The sequence below is a fragment of the Pseudomonas sp. genome, from assembly GCF_049590575.1.
Classification (GTDB): domain Bacteria; phylum Pseudomonadota; class Gammaproteobacteria; order Pseudomonadales; family Pseudomonadaceae; genus Aquipseudomonas.
Window position 1 is genome coordinate 1 of sequence record NZ_JBAWDE010000102.1, and the last position, 18,840, is coordinate 18,840.

Below are 18,840 nucleotides of genomic sequence, written 5' to 3' on the forward strand. Positions count from 1 at the left end.
CAGTGTGTCAGTCAAAGATGTATCACTGACACTGCCTCATCGGGGGCAAGCCCCCTCCCACATTTGAAGCTTCAGTGGTTTTGGAATCTCCATTTTCCCAAACAAAAAATGCGCCCCGGAGGGCGCATTTTTTTGGTCGGTCAGCTACCGCCTAATCAGGCAATCGCATCCCACGCACGGTCACCGTGCTCATCCTTGATCCGAGTCGGCAAGCCCATCACGTCCAGCGCTTTCAGGAACGGCTCAGCCGGCAGTTCCTCGACGTTGGCCATGCGCTGCACGTCCCACTCGCCACGCGCCACCAGCAGCGCGGCGGCGACTGGTGGAACGCCGGCGGTGTAGGAGATGCCCTGGCTGTCGGTTTCAGCGAAGGCTTCTTCGTGATCCGCCACGTTGTAGATGAACACCTCGCGCGGCTGGCCGTTCTTGGTGCCTTTGACCAGGTCGCCGATGCAGGTTTTGCCGGTGTAGCCAGGGGCGAGCGAAGACGGGTCGGGCAGTACGGCCTTGACCACTTTCAACGGCACCACTTCCAGGCCTTCGGCGGTTGTGACCGGCTTCTCGGAGAGCAGGCCGAGGTTGTTCAGCACGGTGAACACGTTGATGTAGTGTTCGCCGAAGCTCATCCAGAAACGCACGTTGGGCACGTCGAGGTTTTTCGACAGCGAGTGCACTTCATCGTGGCCGGTCAGGTACAGGTTTTGCGAACCGACTACCGGCAGGTCGTCGGTGCGTTTGACTTCGAACATGGTGTTGCTGGTCCACTGGCTGTTCTGCCAGCTCCACACCTGCCCGGTGAACTCGCGGAAGTTGATTTCCGGGTCGAAGTTGGTGGCAAAGTATTTGCCATGGCTGCCGGCATTGACGTCGAGAATGTCGATCGAATCAATGCGGTCGAAATGCTGTTGCTGCGCCAGCGCGGCGTACGCGTTGACGACACCCGGGTCGAAGCCCACGCCAAGGATGGCGGTGATGTTCTTCTGTTTGCACTCTTCCAGGTGGTTCCATTCGTAGTTGCCGTACCACGGCGGGGTCTCGCAGACCTTGCCCGGCTCTTCGTGGATGGCGGTGTCGAGGTAGGCAACGCCCGTGTCGATGCAGGCACGCAGTACCGACATGTTGAGGAACGCGGAACCCACGTTGATGACGATCTGCGATTGTGTCTCGCGGATCAGGGCCTTGGTCGCTTCCACGTCCAGGGCGTTCAGCGCGAAGGCCTGGATGTCGGCGGGCACCTTGAGGCTACCCTTGGCCTTGACGCTGTCGATGATGGCCTGGCATTTGGAGATGTTGCGCGACGCGATAGCAATACGACCGAGTTCGTCGTTGTGCTGCGCGCACTTGTGGGCCACCACCTTGGCGACACCTCCTGCACCAATGATAAGAACGTTCTTTTTCAATTGCTTTATCTCTCCTTTATCCGCCAGCTTAAGAAAGGCTGGACAGGTAGTCGTCGTAACCAAATTCACGAACCACTTCGACTGTACCGTCGAGTTGTTTCACTACGATGGACGGCATTTTCAGGCCGTTGAACCAGTTTTTCTTGACCATGGTGTAGCCTGCGGTGTCGATGAACGACAGCCGATCGCCGATGGCCAGCGGACGATCAAATTGGTACTCGCCGAAGATGTCCCCGGCCAGGCAGGATTTGCCGCACACCATGACGGTGTGTTCACCCTCGCTCGGCGCCAGCTTGGCGTTGAGGCGGTAGATCAGCAGGTCCAGCAGGTGGGCTTCGATGGAGCTGTCGACCACGGCCAGGTTCTTGCCGTTGTAGAGGGTGTCGAGCACGGTGACTTCCAGGGAGGCGCTGTTGGTGATCGCCGCTTCGCCGGGTTCCAGGTAAACCTGCACGCCGTACTTCTCGGAGAACGCTTTCAAGCGCGCGCAGAAGGCGTCGAGGGCATAGCCTTCACCGGTGAAGTGAATGCCGCCGCCGAGGCTGACCCACTTGACCTTGTGCAGCAGCGCGCCGAAGCGTTCTTCGATGGTGCGGAGCATTTTGTCGAACAGGCTGAAGTCGCCGTTCTCACAGTTGTTGTGGAACATGAAACCGGAGATCTGCTCGATCACGCCTTCGATCTTCACCGGGTCCCATTCGCCCAGGCGGCTGAACGGGCGCGCCGGGTCGGCCAGCAGGTAGTCGGAGCTGCTCACCTGTGGGTTGACGCGCAGGCCACGGGTCTTGCCTTCGCTGCGTTCGGCAAAACGCTGCAGCTGGCTGATCGAGTTGAAGATGATCTTGTCGCAGTTATCCAGCATCTCTTCGATTTCGTCGTCGGCCCAGGCCACGCTGTAGGCGTGCGCCTCGCCTTCGAACTTCTGGCGACCGAGCTTCAACTCATACAGCGACGACGAGGTGGTCCCGTCCATGTATTGCTGCATCAGGTCGAACACCGACCAGGTGGCAAAGCACTTGAGCGCCAGCAGGGCCTTGGCGCCGGACTGTTCGCGCACGTAAGCGATCTTCTGCATGTTGACCAGAAGCTTCTGTTTATCGATGAGGTAGTACGGCGTTTTGATCATTTTTGAGAGCCTGCGGCGGTGCCTGCCAAAAAAGGACACGCATTGTGCCCGCACTTGGAACAGATCGAAAGGTTAGTGGGCGGATTTTGCTGCGCCGGTTTTCCAAACATACCTGCGGAGTATGACTATCTGTGGCTAGACACCGATCTCATGTGGGAGGGGGCTTGCCCCCGATTGCGGTGTCTCAGCCAGCCTATTGTTTGTTGACCCTCCCACATTTAACACGGTGTGCAGCAGGGGCGCTGCCATCAAACCGTCATCTGCCCACCACGTTCCTGCCACATTCCCCCGTTACTGTCCTCGCCAATGAGATCGATCTCAAGCGAGTGATAATGACTGATTTGAAAGACGTTGCGCGCCTGGCCGGGGTATCCCGCGCCACCGCCGCCCGCACCTTTGCTTCACCCGACCAGGTGCGCCAGGCCACCCGCGAGCAGGTGTTTGCTGCCGCCCGTGAGTTGGGTTTTCGGCCCAACTTGCTCGGCCGCCAACTGCGCCTGCAAACCACCCAACTGATCGGTGTGGTGGTGCCCAACCTGCTCAACCCGGTGTTCGCCGAGCAGTTCCAGGCCATGGAGCGTGCCGCGCGGTTGCGCGGTTACAGCCTGGTGCTGGCAACCACCGACTACAGCAGCGAGCGCGAATGCATTGTGGTCGAAGAGCTGCTGCGCCAGCGCGTCGACGGCCTGGTGCTGACGGTCACCGACGCCGAAAGCAACAGCGTGCTCAGCAGCCTGAACACCGAGCAGACGCCGTTTGTGCTGGCGTATCACCAACCGAGTAACCCCAATTACAGCGCCGTGTCGGTCGACAACCGCGCGGGCATGGCGCTGGCCACGCGGTACCTGCTGGAAGCGGGGCACCGACGCATCAGCATGGTCGCCGGCCCGGCGCTGCAATCGGACCGCGCTCGCCTGCGCTACGCCGGCTATTGCGATGCCATGCAGGAATACGGCCTCAAAAGCCGCCCGGTGATCGAAATGCCGGCCCACACCCAGGCCGAATTCGCCGCCATCGCGCCCTTCCTCCAGGGCCCTGACGCGCCGACGGCACTGGTGTGCTCCAACGATTTTCTGGCCATCAGCCTGATCGCCGAACTGCGCCGCAATGCCTGGAACGTGCCCGAGCAACTGTCGGTGATGGGCTTTGATGGCATCGCCCTCGGCACCCAGATGCACCCGACCCTGTGCAGCGTGGTGCAGCCGATCGCGCTGCTCGCCAGCACCGTGATTGACCAACTGCTGGCGCAGATCGCCGGCAACCACCCGATTTCCCATTGCCTGCCTTGCCATATCCGGCCGGGCGAAAGCACTCAACCCTTTGAGGAGACCCCCGATGCGCGCATTCCGTAAAACCCTGGCCGCCGTGCTGCTGTGCGGTATGGCCAGCCTGGCCCAGGCCGCCGACACCGCGATTTGCTACAACTGCCCGCCGGACTGGGCCGACTGGGGCACGCAGCTCAAGGCCATCGCCGCCAGCACCGGGGTGCAGGTGCCGCTGGACAACAAGAACTCCGGCCAGTCGCTGGCGCAACTGGTGGCCGAAAAGGCCGCGCCGGTGGCGGACGTGGTGTATTACGGCGTGACCTTCGGCCTGCAGGCGCAAAAGGCCGGCGTGGTCGAGGGCTACAAACCCAAGGCCTGGGAGCAGATCCCGGCCGGTCTCAAGGACCCGGCGGGCCACTGGTTCGCGATCCATTCCGGGACTTTGGGCATCATGGTTAATGTCGATGCGTTGGGTGGCCTGCCGGTGCCGCAGAGCTGGGCCGACCTGCTCAAGCCTGAATACAAAGGCATGGTCGGTTACCTCGATCCGTCCAGCGCGTTTGTCGGCTATGTCTCGGCGGTGGCGATCAACCGCGCCATGGGCGGTGACCTGGACAACTTCGCCCCGGCCATCGACTACTTCCAGAAGCTGGCGAAAAACGCGCCCATCGTGCCCAAGCAAACCGCCTATGCGCGAGTGCTGTCGGGTGAGTTGCCGATCCTGGTGGACTACGACTTCAACGCCTACCGCGCGCGCTATAAAGACAACGCCAATGTGGCGTTCGTGATTCCCAAGGAAGGCAGCATCAGCGTGCCTTACGTGATGAGCCTGGTGGCCAACGCGCCGCACCGCGCCAATGCCGAAAAAGTCCTCGACTTCGTGCTCTCCGACGCAGGCCAGGCGCTGTGGGCCAAGGCTTACCTGCGCCCGGTGCGCCCGATGAAAATGCCGGCCGAGGTCGCCGCGCAATTCCTGCCCGACAGCGACTATGCGCGGGCCGGCGTGGTCGACTACGAAAAAATGGCCGCTGTGCAGGAAGCCTTCGCCGCCCGTTACCTGAACGAGGTCAAGTAAGTGGCAGCGTCATCCCGACAGGCCGCCTGGGCCCTGGCCCCGGCGTTGGCCGTGCTGCTCGCGTTCTGGCTGTTGCCGCTGGCGCACCTGATGGTGCTCGGCGCCGAGAGTCGCGACAGCAACGGCAGCGGTTACTGGCAAGTGCTGAGCAGCGCGCAATACCTCGGCAGCCTGGGGCAAACCCTGGTGCTGGCGGTGGTCGTGACCCTGGGCGCGTTGTTGATCGGTGGCATCAGCGGCGTGTTCCTGGCGCGCCAGCACTTTTTCGGGCGCTCGGCCTTGGTGGCCTTGCTGACGTTTCCGCTGGCGTTTCCGGGTGTGGTGGTGGGCTTTCTGGTGATCCTGTTGGCAGGGCGCCAGGGCCTGCTGGCGTCCCTGGGGCTGCAACTGGCGGGTGAGCGCTGGATCTTTGCCTACTCGTTGGCCGGGTTATTCGTTGGCTACCTGTACTTCTCGATCCCACGGGTGATCCTTACGGTGATGGCCGCCTGCGAAAGCCTTGACCGCAGCCTGGAGGAAGCCGCGCATTCGCTGGGGGCAGGGCACTGGCGCGTGGTCTGCGATGTGATCGTGCCGGGCCTGGCGCCCGCGTTGGCGTCCTGCGGCGCGATCTGCTTCGCCACCTCCATGGGCGCGTTCGGCACGGCCTTTACCTTGGGCACGCGGCTGAACGTGACCCCGGTGGCGATCTATAACGTGTTCACCAACTACGCCAACTTTGCCGTCGCCGCCGCGCTGTCGGTGGTGCTCGGCGCGGTGACGTGGGCGGTGTTGCTGCTGACGCGGCGGCTGGTGAAAAACGCGGGGACGGTCCTGTGAAGCGCTCATCATTGTTTGTGCTGCAACTGCTGTTCACCCTGTTGGTGTGCGCCTTTATGTTGGTGCCGGTGCTGATGTCGCTGTTGGCCGGGTTGACGCGTAATTTCTTTGTCGGCGTGTCCAGCGGCCTGACCTTCGATTGGCTGATCCAGGTGTGGCAGGCCTACTCGCCAACCGTTTGGCTGTCGCTGCGATTGGCCGTGGCCTGCGCCGTGTGCGTCTGCGTGGTCGGTGTTCCGGCGGCCTACGCCCTGGTGCGCATGAACAACCGCTTCAGCCGCGCCTTTGAAGAATTGATGGTGCTGCCGGTGGCCATGCCCGGCCTGGCCAGTGCCTTGGCCCTGCTGCTGACCTACGGCCAGTTCGGCACGTTCCGCAGCAGTTGGCTGTTCATTTTGGTTGGCCATGTGTTGTTCACCTTACCGTTTCTGGTGCGCCCGGTGATGGCGGTGATGCAACGCCAGCAACTGCCGGTGCTGGAAGAGGCGGCGGCCAGCCTGGGCGCGGGGCCGATCAAACGCTTTTTCAGCGTGGTGGTGCCCAACTGCCGGGCGGGGATTCTCGCCGGTGTACTGATGGTCGTCACCTTGAGCCTGGGCGAGTTCAACTTGACCTGGATGCTGCACACGCCGATGACCAAGACCTTGCCGGTGGGCCTGGCCGACAGCTACGCCTCGGCGCGCCTGGAAATCGCCAGCGCCTACACCCTTATCTTTTTGCTGATGATCGTGCCGCTGCTGATTGCGTTGCAGGCCATCAGCGCCCGTTTGTCCCGTGGAGAGCGTCGATGACCGCTATCACTATCCGCCTGCAAGGCTGTCGCAAGGCGTTCGCCGACGGCACTGTGGCCGTGCATGATTTGAACCTGACCGTCGAAGGCGGCGAAACCCTGGCGATTCTCGGCCCGTCCGGCTGCGGCAAAACCACCACGCTGCGGCTGATTGCCGGCCTGGAACGGCCGGACGTGGGCCAAGTGTTTTTCGGCGATCAGGACGTGACCCGCCTGCCCATCGAGCGCCGCGATGTGGGCATGGTGTTCCAGAATTACGCGCTGTTTCCCAACCTGGATGTGGCCGGCAATATCGTCTACGGCTTGAAGATTCGCGGCGTGCCGTCGGCCGAGCGCAACAAGCGCTGCGACGAGTTGCTGGAACTGGTGGGTTTGCAGCAGCACGGCAAGCGCAGCATCCACGAATTGTCCGGTGGCCAGCGCCAGCGCGTGGCCCTGGCCCGCGCCTTGGCGCCGCGCCCGAAAGTGCTGTTGCTCGATGAACCCTTGGCGGCCCTCGATGCACAGCTGCGCGAGCGTTTGCGCAGCGAGCTGGACCAACTGCTGCGCGGCCTGGGGATCACCTCGGTGTTTGTCACCCATGACCAGGGCGAAGCCATGGCCCTGGGCGATCGCATCCTGGTGATGGAGCACGGGCGTATTGCGCAGTTGGCCAGTCCGCGTGAGATCTACCAGAAGCCAGCCAACGCGTTCGTCGCAGGCTTTGTCGGCAACCTCAATGCGTTCACGGTGCTCGGGCAATCGACGCATGGCTTGAACGTCTGTGGCGGCGTAGTGCCGTGGCATGAGGCGAGCGTGCCTGCAACCCTGTACTGCCGCCCCGAGCACCTGCGGGTGATGGAAGGCGAGGGGCACCTGCACGGCCATCTGCTGGCGCAGTTTTTCCAGGGCGCGCAAAGCCGTCTGCTGGTGGACGTGGGTGGCCCGCAGCCGCTGTTGGTGGACAGCAGCGACAACCAGCTCTACGCCGTCGGCGCACCGATGGCCCTGGCCATCGCGCCGCATATGTTGTTCACCTTGAATGCTTGAGAGTCGACTTTTGAACCGTCCGTTTCTTGTTGCGCAGATCAGCGATCTGCACCTTAAAGCCGGCCAGCGCCTGACCTATGGCGTGGTGGATACCCTCGGCGCACTGCGCCGCGCCGTCGACCATCTGAACGCCAGCCACCCACGGCCCGACATCGTGGTGGTCAGCGGCGACCTGGTGGACTTCGGCCGCGCCGATGAATACGCGGTGCTGCACCCCGAGCTGGCGCGCCTGCACATGCCGTGCTACCTGGTGCCCGGCAACCACGACATTCGCGGGCCGTTGCTGGAAGCGTTTCGTGATCACGGTTATTTGCCGGCATCGGCGGATGGCCCGTTGGACTGGGTGGTGGACGAGCACCCGCTGCGCCTGATCGGCCTGGATTCGACCATCCCCGGCGGTCATGGCGGGCAGCTACTCGACAGCCAATTGCAGTGGCTCGATGAGCAGTTGTCACGGCGCCCTGATGCCCCGACGTTGCTGATCCTGCATCACCCGCCGTTTATCAGCGGCATCGGCCATATGGACCGTGAACCCTTTATCAACGCCGCCGCGCTGGAGCAGGTCGTCGCCCGCCACCCGCAAGTCGAGCGCCTGTTGTGTGGCCATCTGCACCGGCCGATGCAGCGGCGTTTCGGCGGCAGCCTGAGCTGTGTCTGCCCCGGCACTTCCCATCAGATCGTGCTGGATTTGCAAGAAGCGGCGCCCGCGCATTTCAACCTGGAGCCGGCGGGCTATTTGTTGCATCGCTGGGAGGCGCAACAAGGTTTGATCAGCCACAACGGCGTGTTCGGGGAGTACCCGGGGCCGTACCCGTTTTATGACGCTCAAGGACTGATTGACTGAGGTTTTTCGGAGGTTCACTTCGCTCAACTAAACACCTGACTGTTCCTTAACGCCCCGGCCAATTCATGTGTGGCCGACGGCATCCTGCTGCCTGTTTTTTGCGCCCGGAATATGCATTCCGCGCCGGAGTTCGTGCTGATGAAAGCCACTGTGAATGTATTAAGCCTGTTGACCGGTAGCCTGGGCATTGCCCTGAGCCCCCTGGCCTCGGCTGATTTTTTGAGCGACAGCAAAGCCAACTTGAGCCTGCGCAACTTCTACTTCAACAACGACAACCGTGACGGCGCCGCCGCCCCGTCGAAGACCGAAGAGTGGGGCCAGGCGTTTATCCTCAACTACCAATCGGGCTTTACCGACGGCACCGTGGGTTTTGGCCTGGACGCCGTGGGCATGCTTGGCATCACCCTCGACAGCGGCGCCGGCCGCCACGTGGGCAGTTCGATGATCCCCAACGATGACGGCAAGGCCGCCGACAACTGGGCCCGTGGCGGTGCGACGGCCAAGGCGCGTTTCGCCAAGTCCGAACTGCGTTACGGCTACCTGCGGCCGAACCTGCCGATTCTGGTGAGCAACGACGGACGCCTGTTGCCGCAGTCCTTCGAGGGCGGGCAAGTCACCAGCAAGGACATCGACAACCTGACCCTGATCGGCGGCCAACTCCAGCACACCACCGGGCGTGGCTCCAGCGACCGCAGCGGCCTGGCGGCAGCGGGCGGTACCCAGGAAAGCAACAAGTTCAACTACGCCGGTGCCGACTACCAGGTGACCAAGGACCTGATGGTCCAGTACTACTACGCCAACCTCGAAGACTATTACCAACAACACTTTGCCGGCCTGATTCATGTATTGCCACTGGGCGACTACGGTTCATTGAAGACCGACCTACGCTACTTCAAGACCACCTCCGACGGTAAAAACAGCAGCGTCGCCGGCCGCGCCGAAGGCTACAAACTGGGCGGCTATACCAAGAACGGCAACGGTGAAATCGACAACAACACCTGGAGCGCCGCGTTCATCTACTCCCTGGGCCCGCACGCGATTACCGCCGGTTACCAGCAAGTCTCGGACGACAGCAACTTCGCCCAACTCAACCAGGGTGGCCTGGTCAACAAAGGGCAGGGCGGCGCCAGCCTGTACCTCTACACCGACCGTACCGTGCAGACCTTTATCCAGGCGGGCGAACGCACGGCCTTTGCGCAATACGCCTATGACTTCGCGTCGCTCGGTGTACCGGGCTTGAAGGCGTCGGTGATGTACTTGAAGGGTGACCACATCCTCACCGCCAGCGGCAACGATGCCAGCGAATGGGAGCGGGATGTTTCGTTGGATTACGTGGTGCAGAGCGGCACGTTCAAGAACCTCGGCTTCGGCTGGCGCAACGGTGTGTCGCGCAGTGAGGTGGCACGGGACCAGGACCAGAATCGGGTGTTTGTGAGTTATTCGATCCCGTTGCTGTAACGACCTTCCTGTAGTGAGGGAGCTTGCTTCCTCACGCCACCTGATTCCTGCCCGCGCCCTTGGCCTCATACAAGCGCATGTCTGCACGCTTGAGCAGCGCCAGCGAGTCCCGGTCCGAAGGCTCGGCCACGCCGACGCCGATGCTTACGGTCACATGGCCCACCGTTGGAAATACCGCTGCTTCCACGGCTGCGCGGATTTTTTCGGCGACCACCTCGGGGCTGTCGGGCTCTTCGACTTCGGGCAGCAGCACAGCAAATTCCTCACCGCCGTAGCGCGCGACAAAATCAGTGGCGCGGGTGGTGTTTTCAATCAAGGCCGCCAGTTGGCACAGCACGTCGTCACCGATGGCATGGCCGTAGGTGTCGTTGACGCGCTTGAAGTAGTCGGCGTCGATCAGCAGCAGGGCAAAGGTGCGGCCGGTGCGTTGGAACAACAGGCTGTTTTCGGCGAGTTTTTCATCGAAACGGCGGCGGTTGTAGACGCCGGTCAAGGCGTCATGGGTGGCCAGTTTCAGCAGGTCGGCGTTGGCCTGGGTGAGGTCGGCGGTGCGTTGCGCGACCGTGGCTTCCAGGGAGGCGTTGGCGTCTTTGAGTTCGCGTTCCTTGGCGAGCAGTGACTGGGTCATGCCGGTCAGCGAACGCCCCAACTGGGCAATTTCCAGCACGGGGTGTTCCTGGGGGAAGACCGCGCCGGGCTGATGGTCCTGCACCTGTTTGGCGGATTTGGCCAGCCGCTCGATCGGTCGACTCAGGGTGGACGCCAGGTAGTAGGCGACGAGCCCGAACCCCAGCGCCGCCAGCATGCCCAGCAGCAACAGTTTGTACATCAGCACGCGCGCCGGTTGCAGCGCGACTTCCAAGGGTTGGCGCACCATGATGTACCAGCTCACTTTGGCATTCGACGGGCTGGGCACCGCCACCGACGCGGTGACGTAGCCGTTGCCGGTGGACCAGCCCGACGCTTTGCCGAGGTTCGCCTGCGGCATCTGCTCACCCGCCAGCGCCTCGGGGTAGAGCACTTTGCCGTCGAAGTCGACAATCAAGGCTTCAAGCTCGGGCTGGGCATCCTTTTGCATCGTCGCGGAGTCGACGATTTGCGTCACCCAGCGCCAGTGCGCGTGGGCGCCCAGCACGCCGATGGTTTCGCCGGCGGCGTTGCGAATTGGCGCGGCGAAATCAATGAAGCGCAGCGGCTCGCCATTGGCTGTTCCCGGCAGCAGTTTGGCCAGCAACACCGCTTCGTGTGGATCGCCGGTGTATTCGCCGCGCATGCCCGCCTGGAACCATGGGCGTTGCTGTACGGACTGATTCACCAGCAGCCCGTTGACTGCCTGGTGCACACGCCCGTCGGCGTCTGCCACGCCCATCCATGCGTACTCGGCCCGCGATTGGGTGCGCAGTTCCATCAAGGTCAGGATATCCGGCGCGTCCAGGTCGCCCTTGCGCATGATCGGCGCCTTGCTCAGCAACGACACTTCCAACTGACGCTCGCGCAGCTGCACCGCCAGCAATGCCGCAGTGGAACGCGCGGTACTCAGCAGCGCATTACCACTGGCTTGCTTCATCTGTTCAGTGGCGATGTGGCCCACATAGAAGCCCACGCTCAGCAGGGTGAGCAGCGATAAACCGGCAAACCAAAGGGTCAGGTGACTGCGCAGGCTGGCATTGATCATGGGGACTCATTTGAATGTTTGATTTTGAGCATAGTACGCATATTGGATGCAGGGCGACCAAACCACAAACGTACAAGATTGCGCCCAGAGCGCCTCAGTAGACTCGTAGCACTTCTACTACTGCAGGTTCCCCATGGACATCTTCCTCTACGCCTTCAGCGTCATGTACAGCCCCGGGCCCGTCAACTTGATGGGCCTGAACGCCGGGCTCACCGGCAAATTCCGCCGTTCCAGCGGGTTCTACATCGGCGTGGGCAGCGCGATGCTGCTGATGTTCGTGCTGTTCGGCTACACCGGTGAAGCGATCATCTCCCAGGCCGCGCTGCCGTATATTTCGCTGGTCGGCGGGTTTTATACGCTGTACCTCGCGTACCAGGTGTTCACCGCGCGCACGGTGGTTGAGGAATCCTCAAGCGCGCCGGCCAAGGCCCTCACCTTCTGGAATGGCCTGGTGATCCAGCTGCTCAACCCCAAGGGCATTGTGGCGGTATTGCCGATCACCAGTGTGATGTTGCCCGCCGCACATATCACCGGGGCTTCAATAGCTGGCGTTTCGGCCCTGCTCGGGCTGGGCGCGGTAGGTGCGCCATGGCTGTACGCGTTGCTCGGCGCGCTGCTGGGGCGGCGGATCAGCGGGGCAGCGGCGTTTACGTGGTTCAACCGCTGTATGGGGTTGGCGCTGGCGGGGTGCGCGTATTTCATGTTCCACGCGTTCTACCTGCACCTTGTTGAAACAAGCGCTTAACACTTGCGTGAAACTGATTGTGCCGGCGATGCCACAACACTCACACCTGAATAAATGACTGTTCAGTGAATCAGCCACGGAGTGTTAATGATGATTAATGGGTTGCCTGCCTATACAAACGTCCACGGTTATAACCTGGATCCTACTGATGACGTTGGCCAGGTTAATAACGCCGACGTTTCTGCTTTGTCTCGAAACACGCGTGGGGTGGCCGATAACACCCGATTGTGGCCACAAAATTCAACGCTCAGGATTTCTCTGCTCAGCATGACAGCGGAACAGGAACAGTTCACCAAAGACAACATTAATAAATGGGCCCCTCACGTTAATCTTAGGTTCGAATTCACCCACCAGTCCGATGGCGATATAAGAATCAAGGGATCCGATAGACATACCGCCAGCTACTCTCACGTGGGGACCGAGGCCAATACCGATGCGAAGCCCGAGGAACATACAATGAGGATTGGTTTTCGCCCAGGATTGGGTGCCTATACTGCGGCAGCCATACAGCATGAATTCGGCCATGCGCTGGGGTTGAGGCATGAGCACCAGCACCCGGAGAGAACGCTGGACTTGAATGAAAAGGCTATTAGACAAGACAACCCAGACGAGGAGGCCTTCAGGCGTAATTATTCCAAACTGACAGCTAATACTGTTACTTCTCCCTATGACCGAAAATCGATCATGCATTACCCGCTTCCGCAAGAATATCTGAACAGTGGAGTAACCACCACGGCAAACAATGAACTGTCAGAGGGTGACAAGCGCTTTATCAGCACGCTGTATCCAAAGCCAAAGCGCCCAGCCCCATTTCACTGGGCGAGATTTCCTTTTACGTTGGGTTGAGTCGATCAGAGAGGGGAGCCGAGCGCCGCAGGCGCAGTCGCCACCTCCCCCTTGGCGTGGCACCACACCCTACAACTACGGAGATCGTGATTTTGATTACTGGTATGAACACCCAGCCATTCGTACTGCCTTCCTATTCAGCGCCGGATGACCGAGCTGGCGATACTCAGCACGTCGATGCATCAGCGTTGCTCAGGGGCAAACGTGGCGTCGCCAAAACAGACACCTTATGGCCACAGTTCTCGACCATCAGAATTTCTCTGATGGGAATGACCAAGGCCCAAGAACAATTCACCAAGGACAACATCAACAAATGGGCGCCCTATATCAACCTGAAACTGGAGTTCACTGACAAGCCTGGCGGCGATATCAGGATTCAGGCTAATAATGCCGTCGATGGAGGATATTCCTACATTGGTACCCAAGGTAAGGACGCTGTCGCTGACGACGAGGCGACGATGGAGATTGGTTTCAAGGGCGGGCTCAACGATTTCAACGCCCAAACGGTGCAGCATGAGTTCGGCCATGCATTGGGTTTACACCATGAGCATCAGCACCCTCAAAGCAAACTTGACTTTGATCTGGAATGGATTCGCAAAGATTACACAGACCGCGGGGAGCCCGGTGATGTCGATGATAATTTCGCGCCAGTCGACCCCAATGAGGTGACCACCTCTGCCTATGATCAATCCTCCATCCTGCACTACAGCTTTCCTCAGGATTATCTGAGCAATGGGCAGGCGGTCGAGGGCGGCACCGAATTGTCTGAGGGTGACAAAGCGTTTGCGCGCTCGCTGTATCCACCGCCGAAAGTACCTGCCGCATTTCGGTGGCACCGTTTTTATAGTTGACCATCATGAGAAAGTCTCGTGATCATCTAAAGTAAATTGAGTTTGTTTCACTATGGACGACTGCCGACAATAGCTCCCTCTCAACAGATTGGAGTTTTTGTCATGGCAGTCGCTCATTCCCTTGGATTTCCGCGCATTGGACGCGACCGTGAACTGAAAAAAGCGCAGGAAGCGTTCTGGAAGGGTGAGCTCGACGAAGCCGGCCTGCGCGCCGTTGGCCGTGACTTGCGCAAGACTCACTGGGACTTGCAGAAGCAGGCCGGTATCGAACTGCTGCCTGCCGGTGATTTCGCCTGGTACGACCAGGTGCTGACCCACTCGCTGATGTTTGGCGTGATCCCCGAGCGGTTCCGCCCGGCCGACGGCAAAGCCACCTTGCAGACCCTGTTCGGCATGGCCCGTGGCGTCAGCGACAGCTGCTGCGGCGGTGCCCACGCCCAGGAAATGACCAAGTGGTTCGATACCAATTACCACTACCTGGTGCCTGAATTCAGCGCCGACCAGCAATTCCACCTCGGTTGGGATCAACTGTTCGAAGAAGTCCAGGAAGCCCGCGAGCTGGGTCACACTGTCAAGCCGGTGGTGATCGGCCCGCTGACGTACCTGTGGCTGGGCAAGGCCAAGGGCGGCGATTTCGACAAGCTCGATTTGCTGGAACGCCTGCTGCCTTTGTACGGCCAGATCTTCCAGCGCCTGGCGGAACTGGGCGTGGAGTGGGTGCAGATCGACGAGCCGATCCTGGTCCTCGACCTGCCGCAGGCTTGGAAAAACGCGTTTGAGCGTGCCTACAACCTGATCCAGCGTGACCCGCTGAAAAAGCTGGTGGCCACTTACTTCGGCGGTTTGGAAGAGAACCTCGGCCTCGCCGCCAACCTGCCGGTGGATGGTTTGCACATCGACCTGGTGCGCGCCCCGGACCAGTACCCGACCATCCTCGACCGCCTGCCGGCGTATAAAGTGTTGTCCCTGGGCGTGGTCAATGGCCGTAACGTCTGGCGCTGCGACCTGGAAAAAGCCCTGGCGACCTTGCAGCACGCCCATGAAAGACTCGGTGACCGCCTGTGGGTGGCGCCGTCCTGCTCGCTGCTGCACAGCCCGATGGACCTGGGGCGTGAAGACCAGCTGGATGCCGAACTGAAAAGCTGGCTGGCCTTTGCCGTACAGAAATGCGCGGAAGTCGCGGTGCTGGCCCAGGCCGTCAACCAGCCGCAAGCACCGAACGTGCTCGCGGCCCTGGCTGCAAGCCGCGCGGTACAAGGCGCCCGAGCGGCTTCTCCACGTATTCACAAACCCGCGGTGCAAGCCCGTGTGGCGGCGATCGCTGCCAAGGACAGCCGGCGCCAGTCGCGGTTTGCCCAGCGCATCCAGAAACAGCGCGCTGGTTTGAACCTGCCGTTGTTCCCGACCACCACCATTGGTTCGTTCCCGCAAACCGCGTCGATCCGCCTGGCGCGCCAGTCGTACAAGGCCGGCAAGTTGAGCGAAGCCGAGTACGTCGAAGCGATGCACAGCGAGATCAAGCACGCGGTTGAAGTGCAGGAAAACCTCGGCCTGGACGTGCTGGTGCACGGTGAAGCTGAGCGTAACGACATGGTCGAATACTTCGCCGAGCAACTCGACGGCTACGTATTCACCCGTTTCGGTTGGGTGCAGAGCTACGGTTCGCGCTGCGTGAAACCGGCGGTGATTTTTGGCGATCTGAGCCGTCCGAAGGCCATGACCGTGGCGTGGATCCGCTACGCCCAGGGCCTGACCCACAAGGTGATGAAGGGCATGCTGACCGGCCCGGTGACCATGCTGATGTGGTCGTTCCCGCGTGAAGACGTGAGCCGCGAAGTGCAGGCGCGCCAACTCGCCCTGGCGATTCGTGACGAAGTGGTCGACCTGGAGGCGGCGGGGATCAAGATCGTGCAGATCGACGAAGCGGCATTCCGTGAAGGCCTGCCGTTGCGCCAGGCGCAATGGCAGCCGTACCTGGACTGGGCCACCGAAGTGTTCCGCCTGTGCGCCTCTGGCGTGCGTGATGAAACCCAGATCCACACGCACATGTGCTACAGCGAATTCAACGATGTGATCGAGTCCATCGCGGCAATGGACGCCGACGTGATCACCATCGAAACCTCGCGTTCGGACATGGAGTTGCTGGACGCGTTCGAAGCCTTCGCTTACCCGAACGACATCGGCCCGGGCGTCTATGACATCCACTCGCCGCGTGTGCCGGATGCGTCGGAAATGGCCAACCTGCTGCGCAAGGCGGCCAAGCGGATTCCGGCTGAGCGCCTGTGGGTCAACCCGGACTGCGGCCTGAAGACCCGTGGCTGGCCGGAGACCGAAGCGGCGCTGATCCATATGGTGACGGCGGCGCGTCAACTGCGCGCCGAGCTGGCTTGACGCGGTAAAACATGGGGAAGCCTGGCTCAGAGGTATTTGAGCCAGGCCAGGTCGCGGCGCCGAGCTTTCAGGTTGGCGAACCAGCGTACCGGCAGGTACAGCGCCAGCGGCAATACCAGCGCGACCAGCCACACCCCGCCAATACTGTCGAAACCAAAGTAGTTGCCATGGTTGAGGCCAAACAGCGCAACGCTCGCGACATACAGGACTTTCAGCACATACAGGTGCAGCAGATAAAAGAACATCGGCGCGGAACCGAACACCGCCAGTACCGCGATCCAGCGTCGATGCCCCGCGCGTTCAAACGCCAGCAACAGCAACAGGCCAATACCCAGGGTCAACGCGACAAACAGCAGTGAGGGCGGGTACTTGGTCACGTTGAAAAAGCTCATCAGCGTCTGCAGGCCGCTGTCATGCGCCTGCCAAGGTTTCTCGCCATAGCCATTGAGTGCGCGCAGCAGCACGAACCCGATCAGCGCGCCCACACCGGCCAGCAGCAGAGAGCGCTGGCGCACGGCCGGCTGCAGGCCCTTGGCAAACCACGGGCCGAGGCCGTAGCCCAGGGCGATCACCCCGATCCACGGCAGCACCGGGTAGGTGGTGCGCAGGCGCAGCGCGTCACCCACGTCGATCCAGCTGCGTTCATGCAGCAGGGTCCACGGAATATGCAGCGCCGAGCCCGGCTCGACATGCAGGCCATCCAGCAGGTTGTGCCCGCCGATGATCACCAGCGCCACTGCGATCAGCAGCGGGCGCGGCAACCAGACTAGCGCAGCGAGGGCGAGCATGCTCACGCCAATGGCCCAGATCACTTGCATGTAGATCACGCTGGGCGGCATCTGGAAGGTCCAGGCGAAGTTCACCAAGGTGAACTCAAGCACCACCAAAAACAGCCCGCGCTTGAACAGGAATGCCGACACATCGCCACGGCCCTGGTATTTCTGGCCGTACAGCCAGGCCGACAAACCCGTGAGCAACACAAACACCGGTGCGCACAGGTGGGCGAGGGTGCGGCTGAAAAACAGCGCGGGTTCGGTGGCGTCGATGTTCATCGGGTCGCTGACCTGGCGCTGCATCAGGAACGTCTCGCGCACGTGGTCGAGCAGCATGAACAGGATCACCAGGCCGCGCAGGGCGTCGATGGAAAGCAGGCGTTGGCGCAGCGGAACAGCGTCGGTCATGGGCAGGGTCGCACGTCAGGTGGCAAAGGGGCGTTATCCTATAACATTAATTTGCGCGTTGCCGTGCTTCGTTGTGCAGACTAGAATGCGATCAATTCTTAATTACTCCTTGGCCCCGGCGCCGGTGATCTGCATGTCGTCCCCCCTCAATCTGCATATCCAGGCCCTGTACTGCGAACACCATGGATGGTTGCACCGTTGGCTCGACCGCAAGCTGGGCAACGCCAGCGACGCGGCCGACCTGGCCCACGACACCTTCATGCGCCTGCTGACCCGCCAGGGCAGCACGGGGTTTGGCAGCGAGCCACGGGCCTTGCTCACGCATATCGCCAAGGGCCTGATGATCGACAGCTGGCGGCGCCAGGAAGTCGAACGCGCCTACCTTGAAACCATCGCGCACCTGCCCGAGCAGGCAGTGCCGTCGCCGGAGACTCGCTGGCTGATCCTCGAAGCGCTGTACCGCATCGAGGCCATGTTGCGCGATCTGCCGGAGAAAACCCGCCAGGCCTTCCTGATGTCGCAGATCGACGGGCTGACCTACCCGCAGATCGCCGATGAGCTGAAGGTGTCGCTGGTGTCGGTCAAACGCTACATGCGCGATGCCTTCCTCGCGTGCCTGAGCGTGGCATGAACCCCGCGATCGACCCGCAGATCCTCGGCGAAGCGGCCGACTGGATGGTGCAGCTGCAATCGGGCAGCGCCACTGACGAAGACCGCCGCGCCATCGCCCAATGGCAAGGCCGCAGCGCCCAGCACGCCCAGGCCTGGCAGCGCGCCGAGGCGATTCTCGGCGACTTCAACAGCGTGCCCGGCGCGATTGCCGGCGACACCCTCAAGCGCATCGGCCGCAAGAAATCCCTCGGCCGCCGCCAGGCTCTCGGGCTGTTGCTGCTGGCAGGGCCGGCGACCTGGCTGGCCTGGCAGCACAAGCCTTGGCAGGCATGGACCGCCGACCAGCACACCGCCATCGGCGAACAACGCTACCTGACCCTGCCCGACGGCACGCGCCTGCTGATCAACACCGCCAGTGCATTGAATATCGTGTTCACCGATCAGGTGCGGCGTATCGAGTTGCTGCAAGGCGAGGTGATGATCACCACCGCCAAAGATCCCGCGCCCACCCATCGCCCGTTTGTCGTGCAAACCCGCCACGGCACCGCCCGCGCGCTGGGCACGCATTTCAGTGTGCGGGTCGGCGAGCAGAGCAGCCGCGTGGCGGTGCTTGAAGGGGCGGTGGAAATGCTGCCGACGCACGCCAGCCGTGGGTTGATCCTCAAGGCCGGCGAGCAGAGCGCATTCGGCAGTGACAGCGTGGCGGCGGTGGCGGCGTTGGATGCCGGCGCGC

Annotated in this window: 17 protein-coding genes; 13 read left to right on the forward strand and 4 right to left on the reverse strand. The window is 61.7% G+C overall.

Translation table 11 applies throughout. The annotated features are described in order from the left end of the window. Positions 1 to 155 precede the first annotated feature (155 nt). Both WBR57_RS08130 and WBR57_RS08135 read right to left on the reverse strand, forming a co-directional pair. On the reverse strand, positions 156 to 1,400 hold the full coding sequence (locus WBR57_RS08130) for a saccharopine dehydrogenase family protein (protein WP_424083384.1): 1,245 nt from the start codon (positions 1,398 to 1,400) through the stop codon (positions 156 to 158). A 28-nt stretch (positions 1,401 to 1,428) separates the two neighbouring features. After that, positions 1,429 to 2,526, reverse strand: coding sequence for a carboxynorspermidine decarboxylase (locus tag WBR57_RS08135; RefSeq protein WP_424083385.1), 1,098 nt, complete (start codon positions 2,524 to 2,526; stop codon positions 1,429 to 1,431). 332 nt (positions 2,527 to 2,858) lie between these two features. Here WBR57_RS08135 and WBR57_RS08140 point away from each other — a divergent pair, with 332 nt between their 5' ends. The 7 genes from WBR57_RS08140 to WBR57_RS08170 all read left to right on the forward strand — a co-directional run bounded on the left by WBR57_RS08140 (position 2,859) and on the right by WBR57_RS08170 (position 9,806). After that, positions 2,859 to 3,878: a LacI family DNA-binding transcriptional regulator gene (locus WBR57_RS08140; RefSeq protein WP_424083386.1), complete on the forward strand. Its 1,020-nt coding sequence runs from the start codon at positions 2,859 to 2,861 to the stop codon at positions 3,876 to 3,878. Further along, positions 3,862 to 4,866 (forward strand): ABC transporter substrate-binding protein, encoded by a 1,005-nt coding sequence (locus tag WBR57_RS08145; RefSeq protein ID WP_424083387.1) that lies wholly within the window; start codon positions 3,862 to 3,864, stop codon positions 4,864 to 4,866. Before WBR57_RS08140 ends, WBR57_RS08145 begins: the two co-directional genes overlap by 17 nt. Further along, positions 4,867 to 5,685: an ABC transporter permease gene (locus tag WBR57_RS08150; RefSeq protein ID WP_424083388.1), complete on the forward strand. Its 819-nt coding sequence runs from the start codon at positions 4,867 to 4,869 to the stop codon at positions 5,683 to 5,685. After that, positions 5,682 to 6,476, forward strand: a complete 795-nt coding sequence (locus WBR57_RS08155) for an ABC transporter permease (protein WP_424083389.1) — start codon at positions 5,682 to 5,684, stop codon at positions 6,474 to 6,476. The genes WBR57_RS08150 and WBR57_RS08155 overlap by 4 nt, the downstream gene beginning before the upstream one ends. Next, on the forward strand, positions 6,473 to 7,504 hold the full coding sequence (locus WBR57_RS08160; RefSeq protein WP_424083390.1) for an ABC transporter ATP-binding protein: 1,032 nt from the start codon (positions 6,473 to 6,475) through the stop codon (positions 7,502 to 7,504). Before WBR57_RS08155 ends, WBR57_RS08160 begins: the two co-directional genes overlap by 4 nt. Positions 7,505 to 7,514: 10 nt before the next feature. Beyond that, entirely contained in the window at positions 7,515 to 8,348 is an 834-nt protein-coding gene (locus WBR57_RS08165; RefSeq protein ID WP_424083391.1) for a phosphodiesterase, read from the forward strand. Positions 8,349 to 8,486: 138 nt separating this feature from the next. Further along, positions 8,487 to 9,806 carry an OprD family porin gene (locus WBR57_RS08170; RefSeq protein ID WP_424083392.1) on the forward strand — a complete coding sequence of 440 codons (1,320 nt, stop codon included), beginning with the start codon at positions 8,487 to 8,489 and terminating at the stop codon, positions 9,804 to 9,806. 31 nt (positions 9,807 to 9,837) lie between these two features. Here WBR57_RS08170 and WBR57_RS08175 read toward each other — a convergent pair whose 3' ends face one another. Continuing rightward, positions 9,838 to 11,481, reverse strand: coding sequence for a diguanylate cyclase (locus WBR57_RS08175; RefSeq protein WP_424083393.1), 1,644 nt, complete (start codon positions 11,479 to 11,481; stop codon positions 9,838 to 9,840). 133 nt (positions 11,482 to 11,614) lie between these two features. Here WBR57_RS08175 and WBR57_RS08180 point away from each other — a divergent pair, with 133 nt between their 5' ends. The 4 genes from WBR57_RS08180 to metE all read left to right on the forward strand — a co-directional run bounded on the left by WBR57_RS08180 (position 11,615) and on the right by metE (position 16,314). Next, positions 11,615 to 12,226, forward strand: a complete 612-nt coding sequence (locus tag WBR57_RS08180) for a LysE family translocator (RefSeq protein WP_424083394.1) — start codon at positions 11,615 to 11,617, stop codon at positions 12,224 to 12,226. Positions 12,227 to 12,313: 87 nt separating this feature from the next. Beyond that, a complete protein-coding gene (locus WBR57_RS08185; protein WP_424083395.1) occupies positions 12,314 to 13,072 on the forward strand; it encodes a M12 family metallopeptidase in 759 nt (252 codons plus the stop codon). Positions 13,073 to 13,176: 104 nt separating this feature from the next. Then, entirely contained in the window at positions 13,177 to 13,923 is a 747-nt protein-coding gene (locus WBR57_RS08190) for a M12 family metallopeptidase (RefSeq protein WP_424083396.1), read from the forward strand. A gap of 102 nt (positions 13,924 to 14,025) precedes the next feature. After that, positions 14,026 to 16,314: a 5-methyltetrahydropteroyltriglutamate--homocysteine S-methyltransferase gene (metE, locus tag WBR57_RS08195; RefSeq protein WP_424083397.1), complete on the forward strand. Its 2,289-nt coding sequence runs from the start codon at positions 14,026 to 14,028 to the stop codon at positions 16,312 to 16,314. Positions 16,315 to 16,340: 26 nt separating this feature from the next. On the opposite strand, the gene WBR57_RS08200 is transcribed toward metE, so the two are convergent. Further along, positions 16,341 to 17,495 carry a DUF1624 domain-containing protein gene (locus tag WBR57_RS08200; RefSeq protein WP_424083398.1) on the reverse strand — a complete coding sequence of 385 codons (1,155 nt, stop codon included), beginning with the start codon at positions 17,493 to 17,495 and terminating at the stop codon, positions 16,341 to 16,343. Positions 17,496 to 17,628: 133 nt separating this feature from the next. On the opposite strand from WBR57_RS08200, the gene WBR57_RS08205 reads away from it, so the two are divergent. Continuing rightward, positions 17,629 to 18,126 carry a sigma-70 family RNA polymerase sigma factor gene (locus WBR57_RS08205; RefSeq protein ID WP_424083399.1) on the forward strand — a complete coding sequence of 166 codons (498 nt, stop codon included), beginning with the start codon at positions 17,629 to 17,631 and terminating at the stop codon, positions 18,124 to 18,126. Further along, positions 18,123 to 18,840 (forward strand): FecR domain-containing protein (locus WBR57_RS08210; protein ID WP_424083400.1); only part of this gene is annotated, 718 nt, incomplete at its 3' end. The genes WBR57_RS08205 and WBR57_RS08210, both read left to right, overlap by 4 nt.

What these genes read in the sequence shown, in the direction of transcription:
- WBR57_RS08135 (WP_424083385.1), bottom strand. Translation starts at nt 2,526, where the DNA reads ATGATCAAAACGCCGTACTACCTCATCGATAAACAGAAGCTTCTGGTC.
- WBR57_RS08140 (WP_424083386.1), top strand. Translation starts at nt 2,859, where the DNA reads ATGACTGATTTGAAAGACGTTGCGCGCCTGGCCGGGGTATCCCGCGCC.
- WBR57_RS08145 (WP_424083387.1), top strand. Translation starts at nt 3,862, where the DNA reads ATGCGCGCATTCCGTAAAACCCTGGCCGCCGTGCTGCTGTGCGGTATG.
- WBR57_RS08160 (WP_424083390.1), top strand. Translation starts at nt 6,473, where the DNA reads ATGACCGCTATCACTATCCGCCTGCAAGGCTGTCGCAAGGCGTTCGCC.
- WBR57_RS08170 (WP_424083392.1), top strand. Translation starts at nt 8,487, where the DNA reads ATGAAAGCCACTGTGAATGTATTAAGCCTGTTGACCGGTAGCCTGGGC.
- WBR57_RS08175 (WP_424083393.1), bottom strand. Translation starts at nt 11,481, where the DNA reads ATGATCAATGCCAGCCTGCGCAGTCACCTGACCCTTTGGTTTGCCGGT.
- WBR57_RS08180 (WP_424083394.1), top strand. Translation starts at nt 11,615, where the DNA reads ATGGACATCTTCCTCTACGCCTTCAGCGTCATGTACAGCCCCGGGCCC.
- WBR57_RS08185 (WP_424083395.1), top strand. Translation starts at nt 12,314, where the DNA reads ATGATGATTAATGGGTTGCCTGCCTATACAAACGTCCACGGTTATAAC.
- WBR57_RS08190 (WP_424083396.1), top strand. Translation starts at nt 13,177, where the DNA reads ATGAACACCCAGCCATTCGTACTGCCTTCCTATTCAGCGCCGGATGAC.
- metE (WP_424083397.1), top strand. Translation starts at nt 14,026, where the DNA reads ATGGCAGTCGCTCATTCCCTTGGATTTCCGCGCATTGGACGCGACCGT.
- WBR57_RS08200 (WP_424083398.1), bottom strand. Translation starts at nt 17,495, where the DNA reads ATGACCGACGCTGTTCCGCTGCGCCAACGCCTGCTTTCCATCGACGCC.
- WBR57_RS08205 (WP_424083399.1), top strand. Translation starts at nt 17,629, where the DNA reads ATGTCGTCCCCCCTCAATCTGCATATCCAGGCCCTGTACTGCGAACAC.